The organism is Streptomyces sulphureus DSM 40104 (assembly GCF_000381025.1).
In the GTDB taxonomy this organism is placed as follows: domain Bacteria; phylum Actinomycetota; class Actinomycetes; order Streptomycetales; family Streptomycetaceae; genus Streptomyces; species Streptomyces sulphureus.
In genome coordinates this window covers 1-22,840 of sequence record NZ_KB905831.1, presented here as the reverse complement: position 1 = coordinate 22,840, position 22,840 = coordinate 1, and the positions used below count along the sequence as shown (strand labels likewise).

The 22,840-nt window shown below is 72.9% G+C and carries 22 protein-coding genes; 6 read left to right on the top strand and 16 right to left on the bottom strand.

Translation table 11 applies throughout. The features are described 5' to 3' along the window. Positions 1 to 3: 3 nt before the first annotated feature. From F603_RS0130375 to F603_RS0130365, 3 genes are read right to left on the bottom strand one after another with little or no spacing between them, the layout of a single operon-like run. On the bottom strand, positions 4 to 1,671 hold the full coding sequence (locus F603_RS0130375) for a (2,3-dihydroxybenzoyl)adenylate synthase (protein WP_019549693.1): 1,668 nt from the start codon (positions 1,669 to 1,671) through the stop codon (positions 4 to 6). After that, positions 1,668 to 2,873, bottom strand: coding sequence for an isochorismate synthase (locus F603_RS0130370; protein ID WP_019549692.1), 1,206 nt, complete (start codon positions 2,871 to 2,873; stop codon positions 1,668 to 1,670). The genes F603_RS0130375 and F603_RS0130370 overlap by 4 nt, the downstream gene beginning before the upstream one ends. Before the next feature lie 50 nt (positions 2,874 to 2,923). Then, positions 2,924 to 3,721: a 2,3-dihydro-2,3-dihydroxybenzoate dehydrogenase gene (locus tag F603_RS0130365; protein WP_019549691.1), complete on the bottom strand. Its 798-nt coding sequence runs from the start codon at positions 3,719 to 3,721 to the stop codon at positions 2,924 to 2,926. Between the two features lie 526 nt (positions 3,722 to 4,247). On the opposite strand from F603_RS0130365, the gene F603_RS0130360 reads away from it, so the two are divergent. Beyond that, positions 4,248 to 5,045: an ABC transporter ATP-binding protein gene (locus F603_RS0130360; RefSeq protein ID WP_026328861.1), complete on the top strand. Its 798-nt coding sequence runs from the start codon at positions 4,248 to 4,250 to the stop codon at positions 5,043 to 5,045. Positions 5,046 to 5,057: 12 nt separating this feature from the next. On the opposite strand, the gene F603_RS0130355 is transcribed toward F603_RS0130360, so the two are convergent. Continuing rightward, positions 5,058 to 5,834: an SIR2 family NAD-dependent protein deacylase gene (locus F603_RS0130355; protein WP_019549689.1), complete on the bottom strand. Its 777-nt coding sequence runs from the start codon at positions 5,832 to 5,834 to the stop codon at positions 5,058 to 5,060. Between the two features lie 76 nt (positions 5,835 to 5,910). On the opposite strand from F603_RS0130355, the gene F603_RS0130350 reads away from it, so the two are divergent. After that, positions 5,911 to 6,729, top strand: a complete 819-nt coding sequence (locus F603_RS0130350) for an inositol monophosphatase family protein (RefSeq protein ID WP_019549688.1) — start codon at positions 5,911 to 5,913, stop codon at positions 6,727 to 6,729. Between the two features lie 26 nt (positions 6,730 to 6,755). Here the strand turns inward: F603_RS0130350 and F603_RS0130345 are convergent, their stop codons facing one another. Beyond that, positions 6,756 to 6,974 carry a hypothetical protein gene (locus tag F603_RS0130345; protein WP_019549687.1) on the bottom strand — a complete coding sequence of 73 codons (219 nt, stop codon included), beginning with the start codon at positions 6,972 to 6,974 and terminating at the stop codon, positions 6,756 to 6,758. A 113-nt stretch (positions 6,975 to 7,087) separates the two neighbouring features. On the opposite strand from F603_RS0130345, the gene F603_RS0130340 reads away from it, so the two are divergent. The 3 genes from F603_RS0130340 to F603_RS0130330 all read left to right on the top strand — a co-directional run bounded on the left by F603_RS0130340 (position 7,088) and on the right by F603_RS0130330 (position 10,164). After that, entirely contained in the window at positions 7,088 to 7,318 is a 231-nt protein-coding gene (locus tag F603_RS0130340; protein WP_019549686.1) for a DUF6011 domain-containing protein, read from the top strand. A 124-nt stretch (positions 7,319 to 7,442) separates the two neighbouring features. Continuing rightward, positions 7,443 to 8,870 (top strand): phytoene desaturase family protein, encoded by a 1,428-nt coding sequence (locus F603_RS0130335; RefSeq protein WP_211231142.1) that lies wholly within the window; start codon positions 7,443 to 7,445, stop codon positions 8,868 to 8,870. A gap of 148 nt (positions 8,871 to 9,018) precedes the next feature. After that, on the top strand, positions 9,019 to 10,164 hold the full coding sequence (locus F603_RS0130330; RefSeq protein WP_037957492.1) for a glycerate kinase: 1,146 nt from the start codon (positions 9,019 to 9,021) through the stop codon (positions 10,162 to 10,164). A 476-nt stretch (positions 10,165 to 10,640) separates the two neighbouring features. Here F603_RS0130330 and F603_RS35630 read toward each other — a convergent pair whose 3' ends face one another. The 4 genes from F603_RS35630 to F603_RS0130315 form a co-directional block, all read right to left on the bottom strand. Next, entirely contained in the window at positions 10,641 to 11,078 is a 438-nt protein-coding gene (locus tag F603_RS35630) for a DUF397 domain-containing protein (RefSeq protein WP_078503795.1), read from the bottom strand. Between the two features lie 255 nt (positions 11,079 to 11,333). Further along, the gene (locus F603_RS0130325) at positions 11,334 to 12,794 is read right to left on the bottom strand and encodes an FGGY-family carbohydrate kinase (protein ID WP_019549683.1); all 1,461 of its coding nucleotides are present in this window, start codon (positions 12,792 to 12,794) and stop codon (positions 11,334 to 11,336) included. A gap of 44 nt (positions 12,795 to 12,838) precedes the next feature. Continuing rightward, entirely contained in the window at positions 12,839 to 13,648 is an 810-nt protein-coding gene (locus F603_RS0130320) for a DeoR/GlpR family DNA-binding transcription regulator (RefSeq protein WP_019549682.1), read from the bottom strand. Continuing rightward, a complete protein-coding gene (locus F603_RS0130315; RefSeq protein WP_019549681.1) occupies positions 13,645 to 14,262 on the bottom strand; it encodes a histidine phosphatase family protein in 618 nt (205 codons plus the stop codon). Before F603_RS0130315 ends, F603_RS0130320 begins: the two co-directional genes overlap by 4 nt. 162 nt (positions 14,263 to 14,424) lie before the next feature. On the opposite strand from F603_RS0130315, the gene F603_RS0130310 reads away from it, so the two are divergent. Further along, on the top strand, positions 14,425 to 15,879 hold the full coding sequence (locus F603_RS0130310) for an FGGY-family carbohydrate kinase (RefSeq protein WP_019549680.1): 1,455 nt from the start codon (positions 14,425 to 14,427) through the stop codon (positions 15,877 to 15,879). Positions 15,880 to 15,996: 117 nt separating this feature from the next. Here F603_RS0130310 and F603_RS0130305 read toward each other — a convergent pair whose 3' ends face one another. From F603_RS0130305 to F603_RS33225, 7 genes are all read right to left on the bottom strand, one after another. Beyond that, positions 15,997 to 16,851: a CDP-alcohol phosphatidyltransferase family protein gene (locus F603_RS0130305; protein ID WP_019549679.1), complete on the bottom strand. Its 855-nt coding sequence runs from the start codon at positions 16,849 to 16,851 to the stop codon at positions 15,997 to 15,999. Continuing rightward, the gene (locus F603_RS0130300; protein WP_026328859.1) at positions 16,838 to 17,485 is read right to left on the bottom strand and encodes a phosphatidylserine decarboxylase; all 648 of its coding nucleotides are present in this window, start codon (positions 17,483 to 17,485) and stop codon (positions 16,838 to 16,840) included. Before F603_RS0130300 ends, F603_RS0130305 begins: the two co-directional genes overlap by 14 nt. A gap of 177 nt (positions 17,486 to 17,662) precedes the next feature. Beyond that, positions 17,663 to 18,868: an acyl-CoA dehydrogenase family protein gene (locus F603_RS0130295; RefSeq protein WP_019549677.1), complete on the bottom strand. Its 1,206-nt coding sequence runs from the start codon at positions 18,866 to 18,868 to the stop codon at positions 17,663 to 17,665. A gap of 1 nt (position 18,869) precedes the next feature. Next, positions 18,870 to 19,403, bottom strand: a complete 534-nt coding sequence (locus tag F603_RS0130290; RefSeq protein WP_019549676.1) for a MaoC family dehydratase — start codon at positions 19,401 to 19,403, stop codon at positions 18,870 to 18,872. 1 nt (position 19,404) lies between these two features. Next, complete coding sequence (locus tag F603_RS0130285; RefSeq protein ID WP_019549675.1) at positions 19,405 to 20,394, bottom strand: HpcH/HpaI aldolase/citrate lyase family protein; 990 nt, start codon at positions 20,392 to 20,394, stop codon at positions 19,405 to 19,407. Continuing rightward, positions 20,391 to 22,478 (bottom strand): protein meaA, encoded by a 2,088-nt coding sequence (locus F603_RS0130280; RefSeq protein WP_051096435.1) that lies wholly within the window; start codon positions 22,476 to 22,478, stop codon positions 20,391 to 20,393. The genes F603_RS0130285 and F603_RS0130280 overlap by 4 nt, the downstream gene beginning before the upstream one ends. Beyond that, on the bottom strand, positions 22,471 to 22,840 hold a 370-nt coding region (locus tag F603_RS33225; protein ID WP_037957485.1), incomplete at its 5' end, for a zinc-binding dehydrogenase. The genes F603_RS0130280 and F603_RS33225, both read right to left, overlap by 8 nt.

The window sequence follows — 22,840 nt, the reverse complement described above, 5'->3', positions numbered from 1 at the left end:
CTTTCAATGCTCGTCTGCCGCGGGGCCGTTCGCCCGCAGGCCCTTCTTGCTGACCTTGCCGATCCCGGTCTCGGGGAACGCGTCGACGAACTCCACGAGGTCGGGGATCTTGTAGGCGGCGATGCCGCGCTCGCGGACGAACCGTTTGAGCGCGACGGAGCCGGGGCTCTCGGCCCCGTCGCGCAGGATGACGTAGGCGAGCGAGCGCTCGCCCAGGTACTCGTCGGGCACGGCGACAACGGAGACGTCGTGGACGGCCGGGTGGGCGAGGAGGATGTTCTCCACCTCCTCCGGGGCGATCTTCTCGCCGCCCCGGTTGATCTGGTCCTTCGCCCGTCCCTCGACGACGAGGTGGCCGCTGGGGGTGCGTCGGGCGATGTCTCCCGTGCGGTAGAAGCCGTCCGCGGTGAACGAGCGCTCGTTGTGCTTGGGGGCGCGCCAGTAGCCGCGGATCGTGTAGGGGCCGCGGGTGAGGAGGTGGCCGAACTCGCCGTCGGGCACGGGCTCTCCGTCGTCGTCGACGAGGCGGATCTCGTCGTCGGGGGAGATCGGCAGGCCCTGGGTGGTGACGATCGTCTCGTAGTCGTCGTCGAGCCGGGTGTAGTTGACGAGCCCCTCCGCCATGCCGAAGACCTGCATCAGCCGGCAGCCGAGCGCGGGTTCGAGGCGCCGCGCGGCCTCCTCGCTGTACTTCGCGCCGCCGACGAGGACGAGTCGGAGGCTGCCCAGGTCCTCCTCGGCTTCCGGCGCCGCCTCGGTCCAGACGAGCGCGAGCGGCGGCACCATCCCCGTCATCGTGATCCGTTCGCGTGCGACGAGCGGGAAGGCGGCCGACGGGTCGGGACGCGGCGCGAGGACGACGGTGCCGCCCGCGTAGAGCACGCCGAGCCAACCGGGGGAGCTCATGGGGAAGTTGTGGGCGGCGGGCAGCAGCACGAGGAAGCGGGTGTCGCCGTCGACGCCGCAGATGTCGTTGGAGCCCCGCAGCGAGTAGATGTAGTCGTCGTGGGTGCGGGGGATGAGCTTCGGAAGGCCCGTCGTGCCGCCGGAGAGCTGGAGGAAGGCGACTTCGTGCGGCTCGGGACCTTCGAGCGCCGCGTCCGCTTCGGCGAACACCTCGGCGAGCGCGGTGTGTTCGCCCGGGTCGCCGACGACGAAGACGTGCCGCAGGCTCGGCGTCCGCTCTTTGACGCGGGAGGCGAGGCGGCGGTGGTCGAACCCGCCGTGGACGTCGGGCACGACGTACGCGACCGCCTCCGTGAACGAGCAGAAGTAGCCGATCTCGGTGTCGCGGTGCGCGGGCAGCGCGTAGACCGGAAGGGCTCCGATACGGAAGAGCGCGAAGACGACCTCCACGAACTCGCCCACGTTCGGTAGCTGTACGACGACGCGGTCGCCCTTCCCGATCCCCCGCGCGGCGAAGCCGGCGGCGAGCCGGTCGGCGCGCTCGTCGAGCTGCCCGTAGGTCCAGGTGCGTCTCTCCGGCGCCGGGTCGATGAGGGCGACCCGGTCCGGGTGGTCCGCGGCGCGCTCACGCAGGACGCCGCCGAAGGTCTCGCCGCGCCAGTAGCCCGCGGCGCGGTAGCGTGCCGCGCACTCCGCGGGCCAGGTGGGCGCGTCGAGACCCGGCGTCGTGGCGAGGGCGGGGGGTGCGGTCGTGGTGTCGGTCACAGCGCTGCTCCAACGGCGTCGAGGAAGGTGCGGAACTTCGCGTCGGTCTCGGCGAGTTCGGCGGCGGGCGAGGAGTCCGCGACGACGCCGGCGCCGGCGAAGAGCCGCAGCACCTTCTCCCCGACCTCGGCGCAGCGGATCGTCACCACCCATTCGCCGTCGCCTGCTGCATCCTGCCAGCCGACCATGCCGGTGTACGCGCCGCGCTCGAACGGCTCGGACGCGGCGATGGTGCGCCTCGCCGACTCGACGGGCGTCCCGCACACCGCAGGCGTGGGGTGGAGGGCCGTCGCCAACTCCAGCGCGGAAGCGGCGGGTTGGCGCAGCTCGCCCGTGACGGTCGTGGACAGGTGCCACATCGCGGCGGTGCGCACCAGCGTCGGCACCGCGGGCACCTCCAGACGGGTGCAGAACGGCGCGAGCGCCTCCCGTACGGCGTCGACGACGACGGCGTGCTCGTGCAGGTCCTTCGGGGACTCCAGCAGCGCCGCGGCCCGCCGCACGTCCTCCGCGAGGTCGCTGCTGCGCGGGGTGGAGCCGGCGAGCGGATTGGCGGTGAGGCGCCCGTCGAACCGGTTGACGAGCAGTTCGGGGCTGGCTCCCACGAGGGTGCGCCCCGGGCCGCTCGGCACGGCGAAGGTGTAGCCGCCCGGGTCGCGCCGCGCGAGGCTGCTCACCAACTGGGCGGTGTCCGGCAGCCGTTCGGCCGCAAGCTCCAGCGAGCGGGCGAGTACCACCTTGTCGAGCTCACCGTCCCGCATCCGGGTGACCGCCTCGGCGACGGCCGCCTCGTACGCCTCGGGCGTCGGAACCGGTGTGATCCGCCACTCGGTCGGCTCCACCGGCGCGCCCGGCAGCGCCACGAGCGGGTCGGTGCGCAGTGCGGGCCCCCATTCGACGCTCAACGGGGCCGCGACGGCGGGTGGCTGCTCCGGGTCGAAGGGGAGCGCCCCGGCCACGAGCGCGGGCCCGTCCCCCGACTCGGCCCGCGAAGCGAGGAGTTCGGCCACCGCACGGGTGAACGGACGGCCGTCGTGGGGCAGTTCGGCGGCCGTACCGTGAGTGAGCAGGGTGTGCCGCGGCGTTGCGAGGAAGCGGTCGCGGGTGGCGCCGTACGCGTCGAGCAGGGCGGTCGCGGCACCGGGCGCCGGTGCCGCGGCATCCGCCGCCCCGCCGGGGGATTCGCGCAGGGAGGTGGTCATCTCTCCTCCTGAGGGGATGCGGCCGCAGAGGGCCGCGGAAACGGGTGGGGTCAGGCGCGGAGCGTCGCGCCGCCGTCCACGTAGAGGTCGTGGAGGGTGATGTGCCGCGCGCGGTCGGAGGCGAGGAAGGCGACCGCCTCCGCGACGTCGACAGGGTCGGCGATGCGGCCGAGCGGGATGCCGGTGCGGTGCGAGGCGAGGTCGCCCGCGACGACGCGGCGGGCGGCCTCGTCCTCGTCCGCCGTGCCCGCGTCGCGCCACATGGCGCGCTGCATGTCGGTGAGCGTGGAGCCGGGCGAGACGGTGTTGCACCGCACGCCGCGCGAAGCGACCTCCAGGCCGAGGCACTTGGTGAACATCACGGCCGCCGCCTTCGACGCCGCATAGGCGGACATCCCGGTCCGCGGAATGCCTGCGGCGTTGGAGGCGACCGTCACGATGCTCCCCGAGCCGCGTTCCGCCATGCCGCGCACCACGGCGCGGGAGACGTGCAGGACACCGTCGGTGTTGACGGCGAAGGTCTGCGCCCAGTCGTCGTCGCCGAGCTCCACCACCTCGCAACTGCGCAGTATCCCGGCGACGTTGACGGCGATGTCGAGCGGCCCGAGAGTCGCCTCCGCCTCCTCGACGGCGTTGTCGACGGCGCCCGCGTCGGTGACGTCGAGACGCAGCGCCGTCACGCGTCCCGGGTACGCCTCGGCGAGGTCGGTGATGCCTTCGGTGTCGAGGTCGGCCGCCACGACCCGCGCGCCCCTGGCCACGAGGGTCTCCACGACGGCGCAGCCGATGCCGCGCCCGGCCCCTGTGACGAGGGCGAGACGCCCCTGGAGTTCTTCTTCGGCGTTCACTGTGCCTCCGCCTGACGTGTGGTGATCCGGTGGCCTGCTGCGCGACAGCGGCAACCGCCGGGCGGAACCCGGCCGTTGATGCCTCGGCGCGCGCTGCCGCGGCTGTGGGCGGACCCCGGCGGCGCCTCGCCCGGGCGGGAAGGGGCGCCGCGCTCGTCCTTCGGGCGGGCGCAGGCGTGCGGTCGCCTCTGCGGTCCGGCTGGATCGGGGCACGGCATGCTGAGCCTCCGTCGTCTGAGTGGGATCAGGCCGCTTGCGCGGGTCGATGGGCGCCGCCCGGGCAGGGTGCGGCGGACAAGTCGCTGTGCAGCACGGCGTATCGGGTCGTTGTCGGTCGCCCTTTCCGAGCGACTAACTTAGGTTAGGCTAACCATATGTACGTGAAGCAAGTGGGCCGGCCCCGCACCGTCCGCATCCGGTCGGCGCGAGCAGCCGCGACCAGCAGCGGAATTGACGCGCGCCGGCCAGGAGGCAGGCGCTGGTACGGCCCCGGCCGCCGACCGAGCGCGGCGGCGGAGGGCGGCCGGTGAGCGCGAGACCGCCCGGCTTGGAGGTGGCGGGGCTGCACGTGGGCTATCCGAACCGCCCGGTCGTGCACGGAGCCGACGTCACGGTCGAAGCCGGGCAGGTCGCGGCGATCGTCGGGCCCAACGGGTGCGGCAAATCGACCCTGTTGCGCAGCCTCGCCCGGCTCCATCGACCCGCTTCCGGCACGGTCCGGGCCTCGGGCGTCGACGTGTGGGCGCTCGGCAGACGAGAGGCCGCCCGACGGATCGCGCTGCTGCCGCAGTCACCGCTGGCACCGGAGGGGGTGACCGTCTCCGGGCTCGTGCGCTTCGGCCGCCACCCGCACCAGAGCGTCCTGCGGCAGTGGTCGCGCGAGGACGAACGAGCGGTACGGGAGGCGATGGAGGCGACGGCCACGGTCGAGTTCGCGGGAGAACCGCTCGCGCGGCTCTCGGGCGGGCAGCGCCAACGGTGCTGGCTCGCCATGGTGTTGGCGCAGGAGACCCCGCTCGTCCTCCTCGACGAGCCGACGAGCGCGCTCGACCTCGGCCACGTCGTCGACGTGCTGGAGCTCGTGCGGGATATCACAGCCGGCGGCCGGACGGTCGTGATGGTGCTCCACGACCTCTCGGCGGCGGCACGGTACGCGGACACCGTCGTCGCGATGAAGGACGGGCGCGTCCTCGCGCAGGGACCGCCGGCAGAGACCGTCGACAGCGCCCTCGTCAAGGAGTTGTACGAGGTCGAGGCCGACGTGGTCGCCGGGCCCTCGGACGGTGCGCCCGTGGTGGTGCCACGGTCGCGGTCGGGTGGCTGAGGAGCGGGCGGGTCAGCCCCGCAGGGCGTCGAGCAGTGGGGGCAGCACCTCGCCGATCGGCTCCCGCACGACCTCGTCGGCGAGCGCGTCGTACGGCGTGGGCGAGGCGTTGACGATCACGAGTCGGGCCCCGTGTTCGGCGGCGAGGGACGCGAGCGAGGCCGCCGGCTGCACCTGGAGGCTCGTCCCGACGGCGACGAGGACGTCGCACGCCTTCGCCACGGCGACCGCGGCGCTCAGCACCCGCGGGTCGAGCTGCTCCCCGAACATCACCGTCGCCGACTTCAGGATGCCGCCGCACACCTCGCACGCCGGGTCCTCCTCCCCGGCCTCGACCCGCCGCAACGCCGCAGCCATCGACGAAGCGGCCCCGCACCCCGTGCACACCACGCTCCGCGAACTCCCATGCAGCTCCAGCACCTTCTCCTCGGGGACGCCCGCGAGCTGGTGGAGCCCGTCGACGTTCTGCGTGATCACCCGCATCGGCACCCCCGACCGCTCCAGGCGGGCCACCGCCTCGTGCGCCGCGTTCGGCCGCGCCTCCCACGTGGGGCTGGTGCGGCGCATCTGCCAGGAGCGGCGCCGGATCTGCGGGTCGCTCATGTAGTACGTGTACGTGACGAGCTTCTCCGCCTCCGGGTCCTCGCGCCACAGGCCCCTGGGGCCGCGGTAGTCGGGGATGCCGGAGTCGGTCGAGATCCCTGCGCCGCTGAGGATCGCCACGAGGGGACGGCCGTCCTCCCCGCTGCTCTCCTCGGCGTCGTTTCCGGGGGTGTGCTCGGGGCTCATGCCCGCCAGGGTAGTGCCGCAGCGGCGAGCGGCCACCTGGCCTAGCGGCGCAGCCGGGGCATGCTTGGATTGCCGGGTGTTCCCCGAACGTCTGCTCAGCGAAGTCGAAGAGGCCGTGCGCGAGGCCGTCGCCACCGAGGTGCTGCCGCGCCGCCAACGCCTCGGCGCGGACGAGGTGTTCGAGAAGGCGGGTCCCCACGACCTCGTCACCGTCGCCGACCGCGCGGCCGAGGCGCACCTGTCGGCGGCGCTCACGGCGCTGCTCCCCGGCTCGGCGGTGGTCGGCGAAGAGTCCGTGCACGCGGACCCGGGGAGGTACGCGGCTCTCGAGGACGACGGCTGGGTCTGGATCGTCGACCCGATCGACGGCACCCGGCACTTCGTCTCGGGCGCACCCGAGTTCAGCACGCTGGTGGCGCTCGCACGCGGCGGCGAGACCGTCGCCTCCTGGACGTACGCGCCGGTCCTGGGGCTCTTCGCCACCGCGGTACGCGGCGGCGGTGCCGCGCTCGGCGGCGAGCCGCTCGCCGCACCCGAGGACCGCGGGGCGCCGCTCGACGTCGCCTTCTCCCGCCCCGGCGCCGACGACGCGGCGCAGCGCACCGCCCTCGCCGCCCTGCGCGACAGCCCGCCGGAGACGGTCGCCGTCCGGCCCACGGGCTCGGCGGGCCTGGAGTACCTCGCCGTGGCAGCAGGGGAGTTGGACGCGGTCGCCTATACCTGGGAGGCCGCTTGGGACCACGCGGCGGGGCAGCTCCTCGTCGCCGAAGTCGGCGGCGCCACCCGTACCTTCGACGGCTCGCCTTTCCGGCTCCGCGGGCACAACGCGCTCCCGTTCGTCTCCGCCCGCGACGAGTCGACCGTGCACCGGGTACTGGGGGCGCTCGGCGGCTGACCGCCACGCGGGCGTGCACCTTCCGGTCACTCGCCCCACCGCCCGCGCCGCGCACGCCGCAGGTTCTCCGCGTCCCTCTCGGCGTTCCTCCGCAAGGCCCTGGCGACGAGCGGCCGGACCGCCCACCAGGCCACACCGCTCGCCGCCCCCGCTGCTACGGCGCCCGAGGCGGAGCCGGTGAGCAGCCACCACGCCGCCCCGCACCACGCTCCGTACGCCGCGCCCTCGACCGCCCTCAGCCCCATGGCGGTCGCCTACCCCGCACCCGGCGGACGACCCCGGCCGCACCGCCCGACCTCGACGACGGGCAGCGTTCGTTCCCCCGCGCCGACCCCAACAAGCCTGGCATCGTGGACACATGGACGACCTCCCGCTCCTCCCCGACACCGCCCCCGACGAGCCCGAACCGCTCCGCTGCCGGATGTGCGGACACCCGCTGCGCGACCGCGTCTCCCGGCGCTGGGGGCTCGGCCCCGAGTGCAGAAGGCGGCTCCGGATGCGGCTCGCACCCGTGCCGGGTCCTTTCGAGCCGGCGCAGGACCCGCTCCCCGGGCTCGCGCAGGACCGCGCCTCTCCGCCGGCGCGGTGACGGGTGTGTCCGCGGTGCTGTCGGGTGGTCGCCGGTGCGGTGTCGGACCGTCCGCGTAGAGTGGCCCACGCTGTGCGACCGAGCCGGTGAGAGCCCCGCGCCAGGGGCACGAGGGGAGCCGACAGTGCCAACGATCCGTGACGTGGTCGTCGTCGGGGCCGGCCCGAACGGCCTGACGGCCGCCGTCGAGCTGGCGAGGAGAGGCTTCTCCGTGGAGCTCTTCGAGGCCGCGGAGAAGGTCGGGGGAGGGGCGAGGACCGACGAGTTGACGCTCCCCGGTTTCCGGCACGACCCCTGCTCCGCCGTACACCCCACGGGCGTCGGGTCGCCGGCGTTCCGCTCGATGCCGCTCGCCGAACACGGCCTCACGTGGCTCGACCCGGAGCTGCCGCTCGCCCACCCGTTCCCCGACGGCACCGCGGCCGTCCTCGCGCGCTCCGTCGGCGAGACGGCGAGCTCGCTCGGCCCGCGGGACGCCGGCGCGTACCGCCGCCTCGTCGCCCCGTTCATCGGCAGGTGGGACGAGCTCGCCGCCGACTTCCTCGCACTCGGCTCCGCCTTCGACGGCCGCTTCCCCCAACACCCGCTGCTCCTCGCCAGGTTCGGCCTGTCCGGGCTCCTCCCCGCCGCCCTGCTCAACCTTCGCTTCCGCGCGGAGAAGGCGAAGGCCCTCTTCGCCGGGCTCGCGGGGCACGTCATCGCACCGCTGGAGAACCCCGCCTCGGCCGGCCCCGCGCTCGTCTTCGCGCTCGCGGCGCACACCTTCGGCTGGCCGGTGCCGCGCGGCGGCTCCCAGGCGATCTCCGACGCGCTCGCCGGCTACCTCCGTGCCCTCGGCGGCACCCTCCACACCGGCACCGAGGTCCGCCGGCTCGACGAACTCCCGCCCGCCCGCGCCTACGTCTTCGACACCTCGCCCACGGCCCTCGCCCGCATCGCCGGGCTCGGCAGCGCGTACGAGCACTTCCGCTACGGCGCCAGCGTCTTCAAGCTCGACTACGCCCTCTCGGGGCCCGTCCCGTGGCGCTCGGAGGAGGCCCGCCGCGCTGGAACCGTCCACGTCGGCCCGGTGGCGCGGGACATCGACGTCGCGCTCCGCGACGCCGTCGGCGGCCGGGCGCCCGAGCGCCCCTTCCTGATCACCGCGCAGCCTAGCCTCGTCGATCCCACCAGGGCGCCGGAGGGGCGGCACACCTTCTGGGCCTACGGTCACGTGCCCAACGGATGGGAGGGCGACCTCACCGAGGCCGTCGAGCGCCAACTGGAGCGCTTCGCACCGGGTTTCCGCGACCTCGTCCTCGCCCGGGCGACGGCAGGCCCCCCGCAGCTCGCCGAGCGCAACCCCAACTACGTCGGCGGGGACATCGCCTGCGGCTCGGCCGCCGGGCTCCAACTGCTGCTCCGCCCGAAGCTCTCCCGAGTGCCGTACTCCACCGCGCACCCCGCGGTCTTCCTCTGCTCCTCCGCCACGCCCCCGGGCCCCGGCGTCCACGGCATGTCAGGACACAACGCCGCCCGCGCCGTGTGGCGGCGGCTCCGAAGAACGGAGTAACCGGGGTCGTGCCGGGGCGGGTTGGGCCGTGCGACAGCACGACAGGCCCCCGCCGCCGGACGGCCCATGGTCCGGGCACCCTTCCGGCAGATAGGGTCACCCGGGCACGACTGCCTGTTCGAGCAAAGAGAGACCCAGGGGCAGAACCATGACAACGACGGCGCATGTGCTGATCGCCGCGGACAAGTTCAAGGGATCGCTGACGGCCGTCGAGGTCGCCGAGCACGTCGGCAACGGGCTGCGCAAGGTCGCCCCCGGCACCGAGACGGAGGCGCTCCCCGTGGCCGACGGCGGCGACGGCACCGTGGAGGCCGCCGTCGCGTCCGGGTTCGAGCGCCGCGAGGCGGAGGTGACGGGTCCGCTCGGTGCGCCCGTCACCGCGGCCTTCGCGCTCCACGAGGGCACGGCCGTCGTGGAGATGGCCGCGGCGTCCGGCCTCCAACTTCTCCCCGAGGGCGTCTTCGCACCGCTCACCGCCACCACCTACGGAACCGGCGAGGTGATCAGCGCCGCCGTGGAGGCGGGCGCGCGGCGCATCATCCTCGGCGTCGGCGGCTCGGCGACGGTCGACGGGGGCGCCGGCATGCTCCAGGCGCTCGGCGCGCACTTCCTCGACGAGGACGGCGACCAGATCCCGCACGGCGGCGGCCCCCTCGTCGAGCTCGTCTCGGCCGACCTCTCCCAGCTCGACGAGCGGCTCAAGGACGTCGAGTTCGTCCTCGCCAGCGACGTCGACAACCCCCTCACGGGCCCCAAGGGCGCCGCCACCGTCTACGGGCCGCAGAAGGGCGCCTCCGAACGGGACGTCGAGGTGCTCGACGCCGCTCTCGCCCACTTCGTGCGCGTGCTCGGTGAGTCGGTCGGCGACGAGGCCGTCTCGACGGCCGAGGCCCCGGGAGCCGGTGCGGCCGGCGGTGTCGGCTACGCCGCGCTCGTCGGCCTGGGCGCCGCCTTCCGCCCGGGGATCGAAGTTCTCCTCGAAGTCCTCGGCTTCCAGCCCGCGTTGCAGCGCGCCGACCTTGTGGTGACAGGCGAGGGCTCCCTCGACGAACAGACCCTCCACGGCAAGGCCCCCGCCGGAGTGGCGGCGGCCGCAGGCAAGGCGGGCAAGCCGGTCGTCGCCGTCTGCGGACGCCTCAAGATCGACCGAAAGGCCCTCCGCGCCGCGGGAATCGAGCGCGCGTACGCACTCGCCGACATCGAGCCGGACGCGGACGCCTCCCTCGCCCAGGCGGGCCCGCTCCTGGAACGCATCGCAGCCCGCGTCGCCGAGGACTACCTCACAGCGTCCTGATCCGACGGGCGGCACCCGAAACGGAAACCTCCCCCGGCGAGCCCGACTCGGCCGCGAGCGGTCTCCGCACCAGCCGTGCGGCGCGGGCGAGTTGCTCACCGCCGCGGGTGCTCCGGGCGGGTGCGAGGTGGGGTTCCGTGGCGGTGCGGTCCGGGTGGGCTCGCTCGGCGCGGTGTTCGCCGTCCCTGCGGCGCGCGCGGCGCGAGGCGCCAACGGTTCGGGGGCAGTGGGGTGTTGGCGCTGAGGGGGACGGCTCGGCAGTTTGCTGAAGGGCGCCGTCCCGTTGAGTGCAGCGCTGTCCGGCGCGACGTTGCGGGAACAGGGGGTGCCGGCGTCACGCGGCGGTCGGGGAGTCGGTCGGGCGATGTACCGCCGGACGCCGCCTCTGTGCTCGTCCGGCGGGAGGCCGGCGCCGTGCGGCGCGGGCCGGGTGTCGCTTCGGGAGCCGTCGCCGTATCGGGGCGTCGGCGTGCTGGTCACGAAGGCGGGCGGAGGCGTGCTGGACGTGCGGCACGGACAACTGGGTCGGCAACGACCGCCACCGCGCACCGCGGGCACTGCACCGTCCCATGTTGTTGCGGCGCCGGGCCGTCGGCGTCCCGACCCGGGGCCGAGCGCTGTGGTGCCCGTGCCACGGACAGTCCGTCTCCGGAGCTCCGCAGAAACGACGCCAACCGGCGGCCATGTAGGGGCGGTTGGCCCGGACCCGCGGCGACGCTGCGGTAGCGCCGTCGAACGCCCTCGAGGCGGACGAGAAGGCACGTCCAGCCGGACCGACTGACACTCAGGCCGGCGGTGCCTCCGGAGTCGCGGACGTGCACCCTCGCCGGGGTCCGTGCGACCTCTACGCACGCGTCGTTGAGCTCGTCGCAGTACGAGCTTCGGCGCCAGGCGGGGCGGGAGGACGCGCGCATGGGATGTGCCTTCCGACGGTCGGGCGTGTCAGCGACGGACGACGGGGTGCCGACGGCCGCCTGCGCGAGGCGTGGTGCAGCGCGGACAGGACCGGGAAACGGCACTCCAACCCCCCGCGGATCACCCGCCGTTGACACCGCCATCGCGGCGTACAGCGGTCGTACCGCCCGCGCGACGGAGCGCAGCGCCCGCCGGACCCCTCCGGCACGGACCCCGCCCCACCACACCGCGGCCACCACCCGCGACAGCCCCGCTCAGAGCAACCCCCGCTCCCGCAGCGCCCCGACGAACTCCCCGTACGACTCCTCCAGCGCCTGCTGCTCGCGCGGCTCCGGCTCGACGGTGCGCCCCGGGCCCACCATCGCGGAGGCGGCCTCCGACAGGTTCCCGTACAGGGTGCCGGCCGCCGCCAACAGGGCGGCGCCGAAGGCGGTTTCGGCCCGGTCGACGACGCGCAGCTCCCGCCCCAGCACCGTCGCCCGGATACGGGTCCACAGCGCGCTGCGGCTGCCGCCGCCCGCCGCGTGGAGCGGGCCCTCCACCGCGACCCCCAGCTCGGCGACGCGCTCCAGCGCGAGCCGCTCGAGGAAGGCGACGCCCTCCTGGTCGGCCCGGTGCCGCTCGGCGTCGTCGGCGGGTGTGCCGGTGGTGAAGCCGCGCGCCGCGCTGCTGACGAACGGGAACCGCTCCCCCTCGCGGCGCAGCGGATAGCTGACGAAGGAGGCCGGCCCGCGTGCGGCTGCGGCCGCGTCGAGTTCGGGGAACCTGGACCAGTCGAACCAACCGAGCGCCTCCCCACCGGTGTTGGAGGCGCCTCCCGGTAGCCACCAGCCGTCCGGATGCCGGTGGCTGTAGACGGCGCCCGACGGGTCGGTGACCAACTCCCGCGTGACGCCCTTGAGTACGTAGGTCGTACCGAGAACCCCGACGAACTCTCCGGGACGCACGGCGCCCGTGGCGAGTTGCCCGGTGCAGCCGTCCGTCATCCCGAGCCGCACCGAAGCGCCCTCCGGCAGCCCCGTCTCCTCGGCGGCGGCCGCGCAGACGGTGCCGACCTCGGTGCCCGGCGCCTGGACGTCGGGCAGCCACGACGGCGGGATGCCGAGCGCGTCGAGGACCTCGGTCGGCCACTCGCCGCGCAGCGGGTCGTAGCCCGTCTTGAGCGAGTGGCTCCAGTCGGTGGCGGTGCGCCCGCCGGTGAGCCGCTCGGCGAGCAGGTCGGGCGTGTGGAGCAGGCGGCTGCCGCGGGGGCGCGCCACCTCTTCGGTCTGCGCGTACCACGCGAGGCGGCCGAGCGCCGCCGTCGGCCCGACGGAGATCCCGAGCGCGGACCACCGCGCGGCGCCCGACTCCTGTGCGTACGCGTTGAGTTCGGCGGCCCTGCGGTCGTCGTACATGAGCGCGGGGGAGAGGGGACGCCCCTCCGGGCCGACGAGGACGCACGTCCCCGAGGTGGCGGAGGCGGCGACCGCAACGACCTCCCGGCCGCCTCCCGCCAGCCGGGAGAGCGCCGCGCGGAGCGCCCGCGCCGCCGCCGGCCACCAGGCTCCCGCGTCCTGCTCGCTGCGGTCGCCGCTCCGCACCGGCTGAGGAAGTGGTTCTTTCCCTTCCGCGAGAACCCTCCCCGAGGCGTCGACGCACAGGACGCGGACGGCGGCCGTCGCCACGTCTATCCCGACGACGACGGGCGCGGGGGACCCGGAGGTGGTGTCCATGGGGACGCTTCCTTTCGCTGCGTGGCGGTACGGGGGCGCGGGCGTCAGGCACCCGCGACGCGCACTTCCGTCTGCTCCCGCACCTCCGCGAGCAGCGCCTCGGGGACCCCGGCGTCCACGACGACGTGGTCGAAGTCACCGACGGGGCACAGGCGGTGGAGCGCGGTGCGGGGAAGCTTGGAGTGGTCCATCAGCAGCGCCGTGCGCGTCCCGCGGCCGAGCATCGCGCGCTTGACGAGGACCACGTCCTGCTCCTGGTGGAAGGTCATCCGCGCGTCCATCGCGGAGGTGGAGACGACGACGAGGTCGACGGAGATCGCCTCGATCGCCTCCAGGCAGGGCACACCGAGGTAGGAGTCGTGCGTGGGCGAGTACTCGCCGCCGAGCGCGATCAGCCGCACGCCTTCCCGCCCCGCGAAGACGTCCACCACCCGGCGGGCGTTGGTCAGGACCGTCAACGGGACCGTCCCCGTGAGGAGTTGGGCGAGCGCGAGCGTCGTCGTGGAGTCGTCGAGCATCACCGACATGCCCGGCTCGACGAGATCGAGCGCTGCCTTCGCCACCGCCGCCTTCTCCGCCGAGCGCACCCCGAGGCGGTAGTCGAGGTTGCTCTCGAAGACGCTGGAGGGCAGCGCGGAGACCCCGCCGCGGAAGCGCCGCAGCACGCCCCGCGCGGCGAGCTCGTCCAGGTCGCGGTGGACGGTCATGACGCTGACACCGGTGAGCTCGGCGAGCCGGGCGACGCTGACCGTACCGTGCTCCAGTACCGCCTCGGTGATCAACTGGCGCCTGTGCTCCTGCGAGCGCGTGGGGCGCCCGGCGCGCACGCCCCGCGGCTCCGCCGCGCCGCTCACGCGGCGTCCGCCGTGGGGAGGTTGAGCGCGCGCAGCGCCGTCCGCTCGCCGTCGACCCCGATCTCGGTGACGGCCGCGTTCTCCAACTTCGGGAAGACGAGCCGGTATCGGCCGAGGGGGATGCCGAGCAGCGCGCAGAGCGCCACCCGCAGCGCGGTGTTGTGCGCCACGACGAGGACGGTCCCGCCCTCGTGCTCGGCGGCGAGCCCGCGGAGCGCCGCCGTGACGCGTACCGCGGCAGCGGACGGGGGTTCGGAGCCGGGGAAGGCTCCGGCCTCCGCGTCGGCCTGGAAGGCGCGGACCGTTTCGGGGTCCTCCGCCGCCATCTCCGCGATGGTGCGCCCCTCGCCCCAGCCGAAGTCGATCTCGCGCAGCCCCTCCCGCACCACGGGCGTCAGGCCGAGCCGCCGTGCGGCCGGCTCGGCCGTCGCCCTCGCGCGGCTGAGCGGCGAGCAGGCGACGGCGTCGACGCGGCGGGAAGCCGCCCAGACGCCGAGCGCCTCGGCCTGGGCGATACCTCTGTCGGTGAGCGCCACGTCCGAGATCCCCGCGTACCGGTTCTCCGCGTGCCAGACCGTCTGACCGTGGCGTACCAGCAACAGCCGCGCTGCCATCCGTCTCCTCCCGGGTCGGAGCGAAACCGCTCCGGCCGTTGCTTCTTAACGTCCGCGGATATAAATATAACAACGAGCGTGTGCGTTATCGGCGACGGAGCCAACGAGCTCTCCGGCGCCGCACGCGGGAGAGAACCGCCCCCGAGCCAAGGAAGCACGGCCATGACCGAGATCATCGGCGTCGACATCGGCACCTCCGTCACCAAGGCCGTCGCCTTCGACCACGCAGGGCGCCCGCTCCACGCGGCGAGCCGTCGCTCGACGCTGCTCAGGCAGCCGGGCGGCGTCGTCGAGCAGGACCTCGACGAGGTCCTGCGCAGCGTGACCGAGGTCGTCCGCGAGGTCGCCGCCGCGCTGCCGCAGCCGCCGGCCGCGCTCGCGCTCACGGGGCAGGGCGACGGCCTGTGGCTCAGGGACACCGAGGGGCGCGCGGCCCGGCCCATGATCAGTTGGATGGACGGCCGCGCCGCCGACCTCGTCGCCGGCTGGCAGCAGGACGGCACCGTCGAGCGCGTCTACGGGCGAACCGGTTCCGGCATGTTCCCCGGGTGCCACGCACCGCTCCTCGCCTGGCTGCGCGCACACGAGCCGCGGACCCTGGAGCGGGCGGCCGTCGCCGGCTACTGCGTCGACGCGATAGCGCAGCAACTCACGGGCACCGTCGCACTCGACGCCTCGGACGCCACCCTCCCCTTCCTCGACGCGCGAACCCGCCGCTACTCGACGGACGCCCTGGAGGCGTGCGGCGTCGCCGACCTCGCCCCTCTCCTGCCCGAGCCGGCCGAGCCCGGCACGGTGCTCGGCCTCGACGCCCGCGGAGCCGAACTCACGGGACTGCCCGAGGGGTTGCCCGTCACCTCGGGCCCCTACGACCTCCCCGCCTGCGCCATCGGCAGCGGTGTACGCGAGGTCGGCGACGGCCTGCTGACGGTCGGGACGACGCTCGCCTGCCAGGTGCTCACCGACAGCGCGGACGTCGATCCCGGGGCCGAGCCGGCCGGCATGTGGCTGTGCACGCCGGACACCGGACGCTGGCTCCGGGCGATGCCCGCCATGGTCGGCACGGCGGGTATCGAGTGGGCACTCGGCGTCGTCGGCGCCGAGACCTCCGAGTTGGAGTCCCTGCTGAGGTCGAGCCCGCCGGGTGCGGGCGGCGTGCGTGCGCTGCCGTTCCTCTCCGAGGCGGGCGAGCGCGCCCCGTTCGTCGAGCCGGGTGCGCGGGCGCGCTTCGAGGGGATGTCGCTGGCGCACGGGCGGGGCGACCTGGTCCGCGCGATGTGCGAGGCCGTCGGCTACGCCGCCCGGCACTGCCTGGAGGCGGCCGGGCTCTCCGCGACCCTCGCGGCCTGCGGCGGCGGCACGCGCTCGACCGGCTGGATGCAGACGTTCGCCGACATCCTCGGCCGCGAGGTGCGTGTGCCGGGGGAGACCGAGGTCGGGGCGAAGGGCGCGGCGATCGTCGCGCGGGCCGCGCTCGGCGACCCGGTGGACGAGTCCGTCTGGTACGCGGACCACCGGACCGTCGTCCCCGACCCAGCCAACCGCGGCCGCTACGAGCGTGGTTACGTCGATTACCGCACGGAGGTCGAGTCCGCACGGGTGCGCTGGCACGCCTGACGGAGCAACTGCCGGGCGCACGCACCCGCCCGCGCTCGTACCGACGGCAACGGCGGAGGGCCGGCCCCCAGGACCGGCCCTCCGCCGCTGACGTATCGGCTCCGCGCCGAAGGGTGTTCAGGATTGGGCGGCCGCCCGTGCCTCCCTGCGATTGCCGCGGAAGTCGTTGACCCGCCGCGCCGTCGCGAAGAGCGGAATGACGGCACCGAGCACGACCTGGAGCGCGCACCCCGTCTGCAGCAGCAGTTCGCCGCCGGGGGCGTCGAACGCCCACGCCGCGAGCAGCCCCATGCTGGCGATGATCCAGCCGAGCATCGCCACCGCGAGGCGGCCCCGCGGCTTCGGGTACTCGACCCGGCTCACCATCAGCCAGGCGACGCCGAAGATCGCCAGAAGCGTGGGCAGGAAGGGAAGTTCGAGGAGCACGATCGAGATCACGGTGAGCGCACCGAACGGACCCGGCATCCCCTGGAAGACGCCGTCCCGCATCGGCACGCACGAGAACCGCGCAAGCCGCAGCACCACCGCCAACAGCACGATGACGGCGGCCACCACCGACACACGCTGGTGCGCGTCGTTGGCCACCATCCCCCAGACCACGACGAAGTACGCGGGGGCGAGCCCGAAGCTGATCAGGTCCGAGAGGTTGTCGAGCTCGGCGCCCATCGCGGAGCTGCGGAGCTTCCGCGCGACGAGGCCGTCGAAGAGGTCGAAGACCGAGGCGAGGAGCATCAGCACCACCACGGTCGCCGCGCTGTGCCGCGCCATCCCGCCGTCCTCACTGCCGGTGAGGTGGGGGATGAGGACGCCGGTGGTGGTGAAGTAGACGGCCATGAAGCCGCATGTGGCATTGCCGAGCGTCAGGGTGTCCGCTATCGACAGCCGCGTGGAGAGCGGCATGTCGTCGATGTCGTCGTCCTCCGGGACCTCGGGGACCCAGGAGGCCCGGGTATCGGGATCAATCACGGTCAAGGCGAGTCACCCCCGCTGTCGTGGCCTGGCCGACCTCGACGGCGGCTTCGAGTCCCTCGGGCAGGTAGACGTCGACCCGGGAGCCGAAGCGGATGAGGCCCACGCGCTCGCCTTGTTCGACCTTGGCACCCGTCCCCACGTACGGCACGATGCGCCGGGCGACGGTGCCGGCGATCTGGACCATCTCGATGTCGCCGAGCTCCGTTCCAAAGTGCCACACAACGCGCTCGTTGTGCTCGCTCTCCTTGTTGAAGGCGGGGACGAACCCACCCGGAACGTGCTCAACCGACACCACCTCGCCGGCGAGCGGCGCCCTGTTGACGTGGACGTTGAGCGGACTCATGAAGATCGCGACGCGAGTGCGCCCGTCGTGCCACGGCATGATGCTCTGCACCACGCCGTCGGCGGGAGACAGCACCCGCCCCTGGGCGATCTCGCGCTCGGGGTCGCGGAAGAACCACAGCATCCCCGCGGTGAGCGCGGTGGCCGGCACGGCCACCGCGGCGGCCCGTCGGGAGCGGCCGGCGCGAGCCAGGCTGAGTGCGGCGGTGGCAGCCGTCGGCAGGAGCCACGGCGACGCTCCGCGCGCGAGACGGAGACGACCAGAGGGTGCGGAGTAGGGGCTGTGGGGCATGGATGACCTTCGTAGCGGAGGGAGCCGCAACTTCTCGGGGGACGGCGGCTTTCCGGGATGCTATCGGTTTCTGACGGCAACTGGGCAAGCCAGAGCGCCAGTCAGTGTCCCGGCGTGGTCCGGAGCGTCTCACGGGGGCGAACGTCAGCCCCCGAAAAACGCCCCGAACCGTACAATTCAGCCTTGCGCCCGGTACTCCTCGAGGAGGCGGCGGCCCACGATCATTTTCTGGATCTCGGCGGTTCCTTCACCGATCAGGAGCATCGGTGCCTCACGGTAGAGGCGCTCGATCTCGTACTCCTTGGAGAAACCGTAGCCGCCGTGGATGCGGAACGCGTCCTCGACGACCTCCTTGCAGTACTCGGAGGCGAGGTATTTGGCCATCCCCGCCTCCAGGTCGTTCCGCTCGCCCGAGTCCTTCTTCCTTGCTGCGCCGACCATCAGCGCGTGCGCGGCCTCGACCTTGGTGCCCATCTCGGCCAGTTTGAACTGGATGGCCTGGTGGCGTGCGATCGGCTTCCCGAACGTCTCGCGCTGCTGCGCGTAGTCGATGCCGAGCTCGAACGCCCGCTGTGCGACGCCGCATCCGCGCGCGGCGACGTTCACCCTGCCGACCTCGACGCCGTCCATCATCTGGTAGAAGCCGCGCCCCGTCGCGCCGCCGAGGACGCGATCGGCCGGCACGCGCAGACCGTCCATGAGGAGTTCGGTCGTGTCGACGCCCTTGTACCCCATCTTCTCGATCTTTCCGGGGACGGTGAGGCCCGGCCGCACCTCGCCGAACCCCGGCTCCTTCTCCACGAGGAACGTCGTCATGGACTTGTGCGGGGCCGTCACCTCCGGGTGCCCCTCCTCCGTGCGGCAGAGGACGGCGACGAGCGTCGAGGAGCCGCCGTTGGTGAGCCACATCTTCTGCCCGTCGAGGACGAACTCGTCGCCGTCGCGCACCGCCTTGGAGGTGATCGCGGAGACATCTGAGCCGAGCCCCGGCTCGGACATGGAGAAGGCGCCGCGCACCTCGCCCGTCGCCATCCGCGGGAGGAAGTGGTCCCGCTGCTCCTGCGTGCCGTGCTGCTTGAGCATGTACGCCACGATGAAGTGCGTGTTGACGATGCCCGAGACGCTCATCCAGCCGCGGGCTATCTCCTCGACGCAGAGCGCGTAGGTGAGGAGCGACTCCCCGAGCCCGCCGTACTCCTCGGGGATCATCAGCCCGAAGAGGCCGAGCTCCTTGAGCCCTTCGACGATCTCGGTCGGGTACTCGTCCCTGTGCTCAAGCTCCGTGGCGACGGGGAGGATCTCCTTGTCGACGAATTTCCGTACCGTTTCGACGATCTCCCGCTGGATCTCCGTGAGTCCCTCGGTCCTGGCGAGCCTGCCCATCTCACTTCTCCTTCTGCGCCAGCTCGGGACGCCCGGGCTGCTCGCCGTCGCCGGAGTCGCCGACGGCGGCGCGCTCCTCGAGGTAGGCCCGCGTCGGCACCATCACCTTGCGGCGGAAGACGCAGACGAGGGTGCCGTCCTGGTTGAACCCCTTCGTCTCGACGTGGACGATCCCGCGGTCGCTCTTCGACCTCGACGGCGTCTTGTCGAGCACCTCCGTCTGCCCGTACACCGTGTCCCCGTGGAAGGTGGGCGCCACGTGCCTGAGCGACTCCACCTCCAGGTTGGCGATCGCCTTGCCCGAGACGTCCGGCACAGACATGCCGAGCAGCAGCGAGTAGACGTAGTTGCCGACGACGACGTTCCTTCCGAAGTCGGTCGTCCGCTCCGCGTAGTTGGCGTCCATGTGGAGCGGGTGGTGGTTCATCGTCAGCAGGCAGAAGAGGTGGTCGTCGTACTCGGTGACGGTCTTGCCGGGCCAGTGCTTGTAGACGTCGCCGACCCGGAACTCCTCGAAGGTGCGCCCGAACTGCATCTCACGCCTCCGGAGGCTGGAAGGAGGTGGTGCGCCGCATGCCGGCGGCGCGGCCCTTGCCGGAGACCACCAGCGCCATCTTGCGGCTCGCCTCGTCGATCATCTCGTCGCCGAGCATCGCCGAGCCCTTCTTCCCGCCGGCCTCGGAGGTGTAGTGGGCGTAGGCGTCGAGGATCAACTCGGCGTGGTCGTAGTCCTCCTGGGAGGGCGAGTAGACCTCGTTCGCCGCGTCCACCTGGCCCGGGTGGAGGACCCACTTGCCGTCGAAGCCGAGCGCGGCGGAGCGTCCCGCGACCTCGCGGAAGCCGTCGACATCGCGGATCTGGAGGTAGGGGCCGTCGATCGCCTGGAGGTCGTGGGTGCGGGCGGCCATCAGGATGCGCATCAGGATGTAGTGATAGGCGTCCGCGGGGTAGCCGGGCGGCTGCTCGCCGACGACGAGGGTCTTCATGTTGATCGACGCCATGAAGTCGGCGGGGCCGAAGACGATCGTCTCCAGGCGCGGGGAGGCGCCGGCGATCTCGTCGACGTTGACGAGGCCGCGTGCGTTCTCGATCTGCGCCTCGATGCCGATGCGGCCGACCTCATACCCCATCGTCTTCTCGATCTGGGTGAGCAGCAGGTCGAGCGCATGGATCTGCCCCGCGTCCTGCACCTTCGGGAGCATGAGGCAGTCGAGGTGGGCGCCCGCACCCTCGACGACGGTGGTCACGTCGCGGTAAGTCCACTCCGTGGTCCAGTCGTTGACCCGCACGACGCGGGTCTTGCCGCTCCAGTCGCCCTCGTTGAGGTACTTGACGATGGTGTGGCGCGCCTCCGGCTTGGCGAGCGGGGCGCAGGCGTCCTCCAGGTCGAGGAAGACCTGGTCGGCCGGGAGCCCCTGGGCCTTCTCCAGGAAGCGCGGGTTGCTGCCGGGAACGGCCATGCAGGAGCGCCTCGGACGCAGCCGGGCCGCGTCCTGCGAGGCGCCGGGCGGGGGTTGCACGGTCATGCGGGGACCTCCACGGGGTCGAGCTTGTTCGCTGTGCGGATCTCGTCGACGATACGGCCGACGATCTCCGTGATTCCGAAGTCCTTCGGGGTGAAGACGGCCGCTACGCCGGCCTTCCGCAGGGCCTCGGCGTCGGCGGAGGGGATGATGCCGCCGACGATGACGGGGATCGGCACCTCGGTGCCGTTCGGCGGCCCGCTCGGGTCGCCTCCCGCGTCACGCAGCCGCTCCAGTACATCGGGGACGAGTGCGCTGTGCGAGCCCGACAGGATGGAGAGGCCGACGCAGTGCACGTCCTCGGCGACGGCCGCGGTGACGATCTGCTCGGGCGTGAGTCTGATGCCCTGGTAGACCACTTCGAACCCGGCGTCCCGCGCGCGTACGGCGATCTGCTCGGCGCCGTTGCTGTGCCCGTCGAGCCCCGGCTTCCCCACGAGCAGCCGCAGCTTGCCCACCCCGAGCTCCTTCGCCGTCACCTCGACGCGGCGCCGCACCTCGGCGAGGGACGAGCCCGCCTCGGCCGGCACGGCGACGGGGGCGCTGCTCACCCCGGTCGGCGCGCGGAACTCGCCGAAGACCTCGCGCAGCGCCTGCGACCACTCGCCGGTGGTGACGCCGGCGCGTGCGCATGCCAGCGTCGCCTCCATCAGGTTGGCGTCGCTCGCCGCCGCCTCCTTGAGCAGTCGGAGCGCCTGCGCCGCGCGGGGGTGGCAGTACGGTCCGTCGCGCGTGGTGCGCCACTCCCGTACGGCGTCGACGAGCTGCGCCTCGACGGTCGGGTCCGCGGTGTGCACGGCGGTGTCCAAATCGGCGGTGAGCGGGCTCGGTTCGGTCGCCTCGAAGCAGTTGACGCCGACGATCTTCTCCTCGCCCGACTCGATCCGCGCCCTGTGCCCGGCGTGCGAGGAGACGAGCTGCGACTTCAGGTAGCCGGACTCGACGGCGGCCATGACACCGCCCATCTCCTCGATCCGCTCCCGCTCCGCCTCGCTCGCCTCCACCAGCTCGTCGACCTTCGCCTCGACGACGCGCGACCCGGTGAAGAGGTCCTCGTACTCCAGCAGGTCGCTCTCGTGCGCGAGCACCTGCTGAATACGGAGCGACCACTGCTGGTCCCAGGGGCGGGGCAGGCCCAACGCCTCGTTCCACGCGGGGAGTTGCACCGCTCGTGCGCGGGCGTCCTTGGAGAGCGTCACCGCGAGCATCTCCAGCACGATCCGCTGCACGTTGTTCTCCGGCTGCGCCTCGGTGAGCCCGAGCGAGTTGACCTGCACGCCGTAGCGGAACCTGCGCTGCTTCGGGTCCTCGATGCCGTACCGCTCACGCGTGATCCGGTCCCAGATCTCGGTGAAGGCCCGCATCTTGCACATCTCCTCGACGAAGCGGACGCCCGCGTTGACGAAGAAGGAGATCCGCGCGACGACGTCGCCCATCCGCTCGGCCGGCACCTGCCCGGAGTCGCGGACCGCGTCGAGCACCGCGACGGCGGTGGACATCGCGTAGGCGATCTCCTGGACCGGCGTCGCGCCCGCCTCCTGCAGGTGGTAACTGCAGATGTTGATCGGGTTCCACTTCGGGATGTGGCCGACCGTGTAGGCGATCATGTCGGTCGTCAGCCGCAGCGAGGGCCCGGGCGGGAAGACGTGCGTCCCGCGGGAGAGGTACTCCTTGACGATGTCGTTCTGCGTCGTGCCCTGCAACTCCGCGATGTCGGCGCCCTGTTCCTCGGCGACGACCTGGTAGAGCGCGAGCAGCCACATCGCCGTCGCGTTGATCGTCATCGAGGTGTTCATCCGCTCCAGCGGGATCTCCTCGAAGAGCCGCCGCATGTCGCCGAGGTGGGAGACGGGGACGCCGACCCGGCCGACCTCGCCCCGTGCGAGGACGTGGTCGGGGTCGTAACCGGTCTGCGTCGGCAGGTCGAAGGCGACCGAGAGGCCCGTCTGGCCCTTGGCGAGGTTGCGCCGGTAGAGGCGGTTGGACGCCTCCGCCGTGGAGTGGCCCGCGTAGGTACGCATCAGCCAGGGGCGGGACCTGACGGGACGTGCGGAGCTTGCGGTTCCGACGGAGGGCGTCTCAGACATCGCGGAACCGGTTGATGGCGTCGATGTGTTGGGCGCGTTTTTCTTGGTTGCGTATGCCGAGGCCTTCTTGGGGGGCGAGGGCGAGGATGCCGACTTTGCCTTGGTGGAGGTTGCGTTGGACGTCGTGGGCGGCTTGGCCGGTTTCTTCGAGTGGGTAGGTTTTGGAGAGGGTGGGGTGGATTTTGCCTTTGGCGATGAGGCGGTTTGCTTCCCAGGCTTCGCGGTAGTTGGCGAAGTGTGAGCCGATGATGCGTTTGAGGGACATCCACAGGTAGCGGTTGTCGTAGGTGTGTTGGTAGCCGGAGGTGGAGGCGCAGGTGACGATGGTGCCGCCCTTGCGGGTGACGTAGACGCTGGCGCCG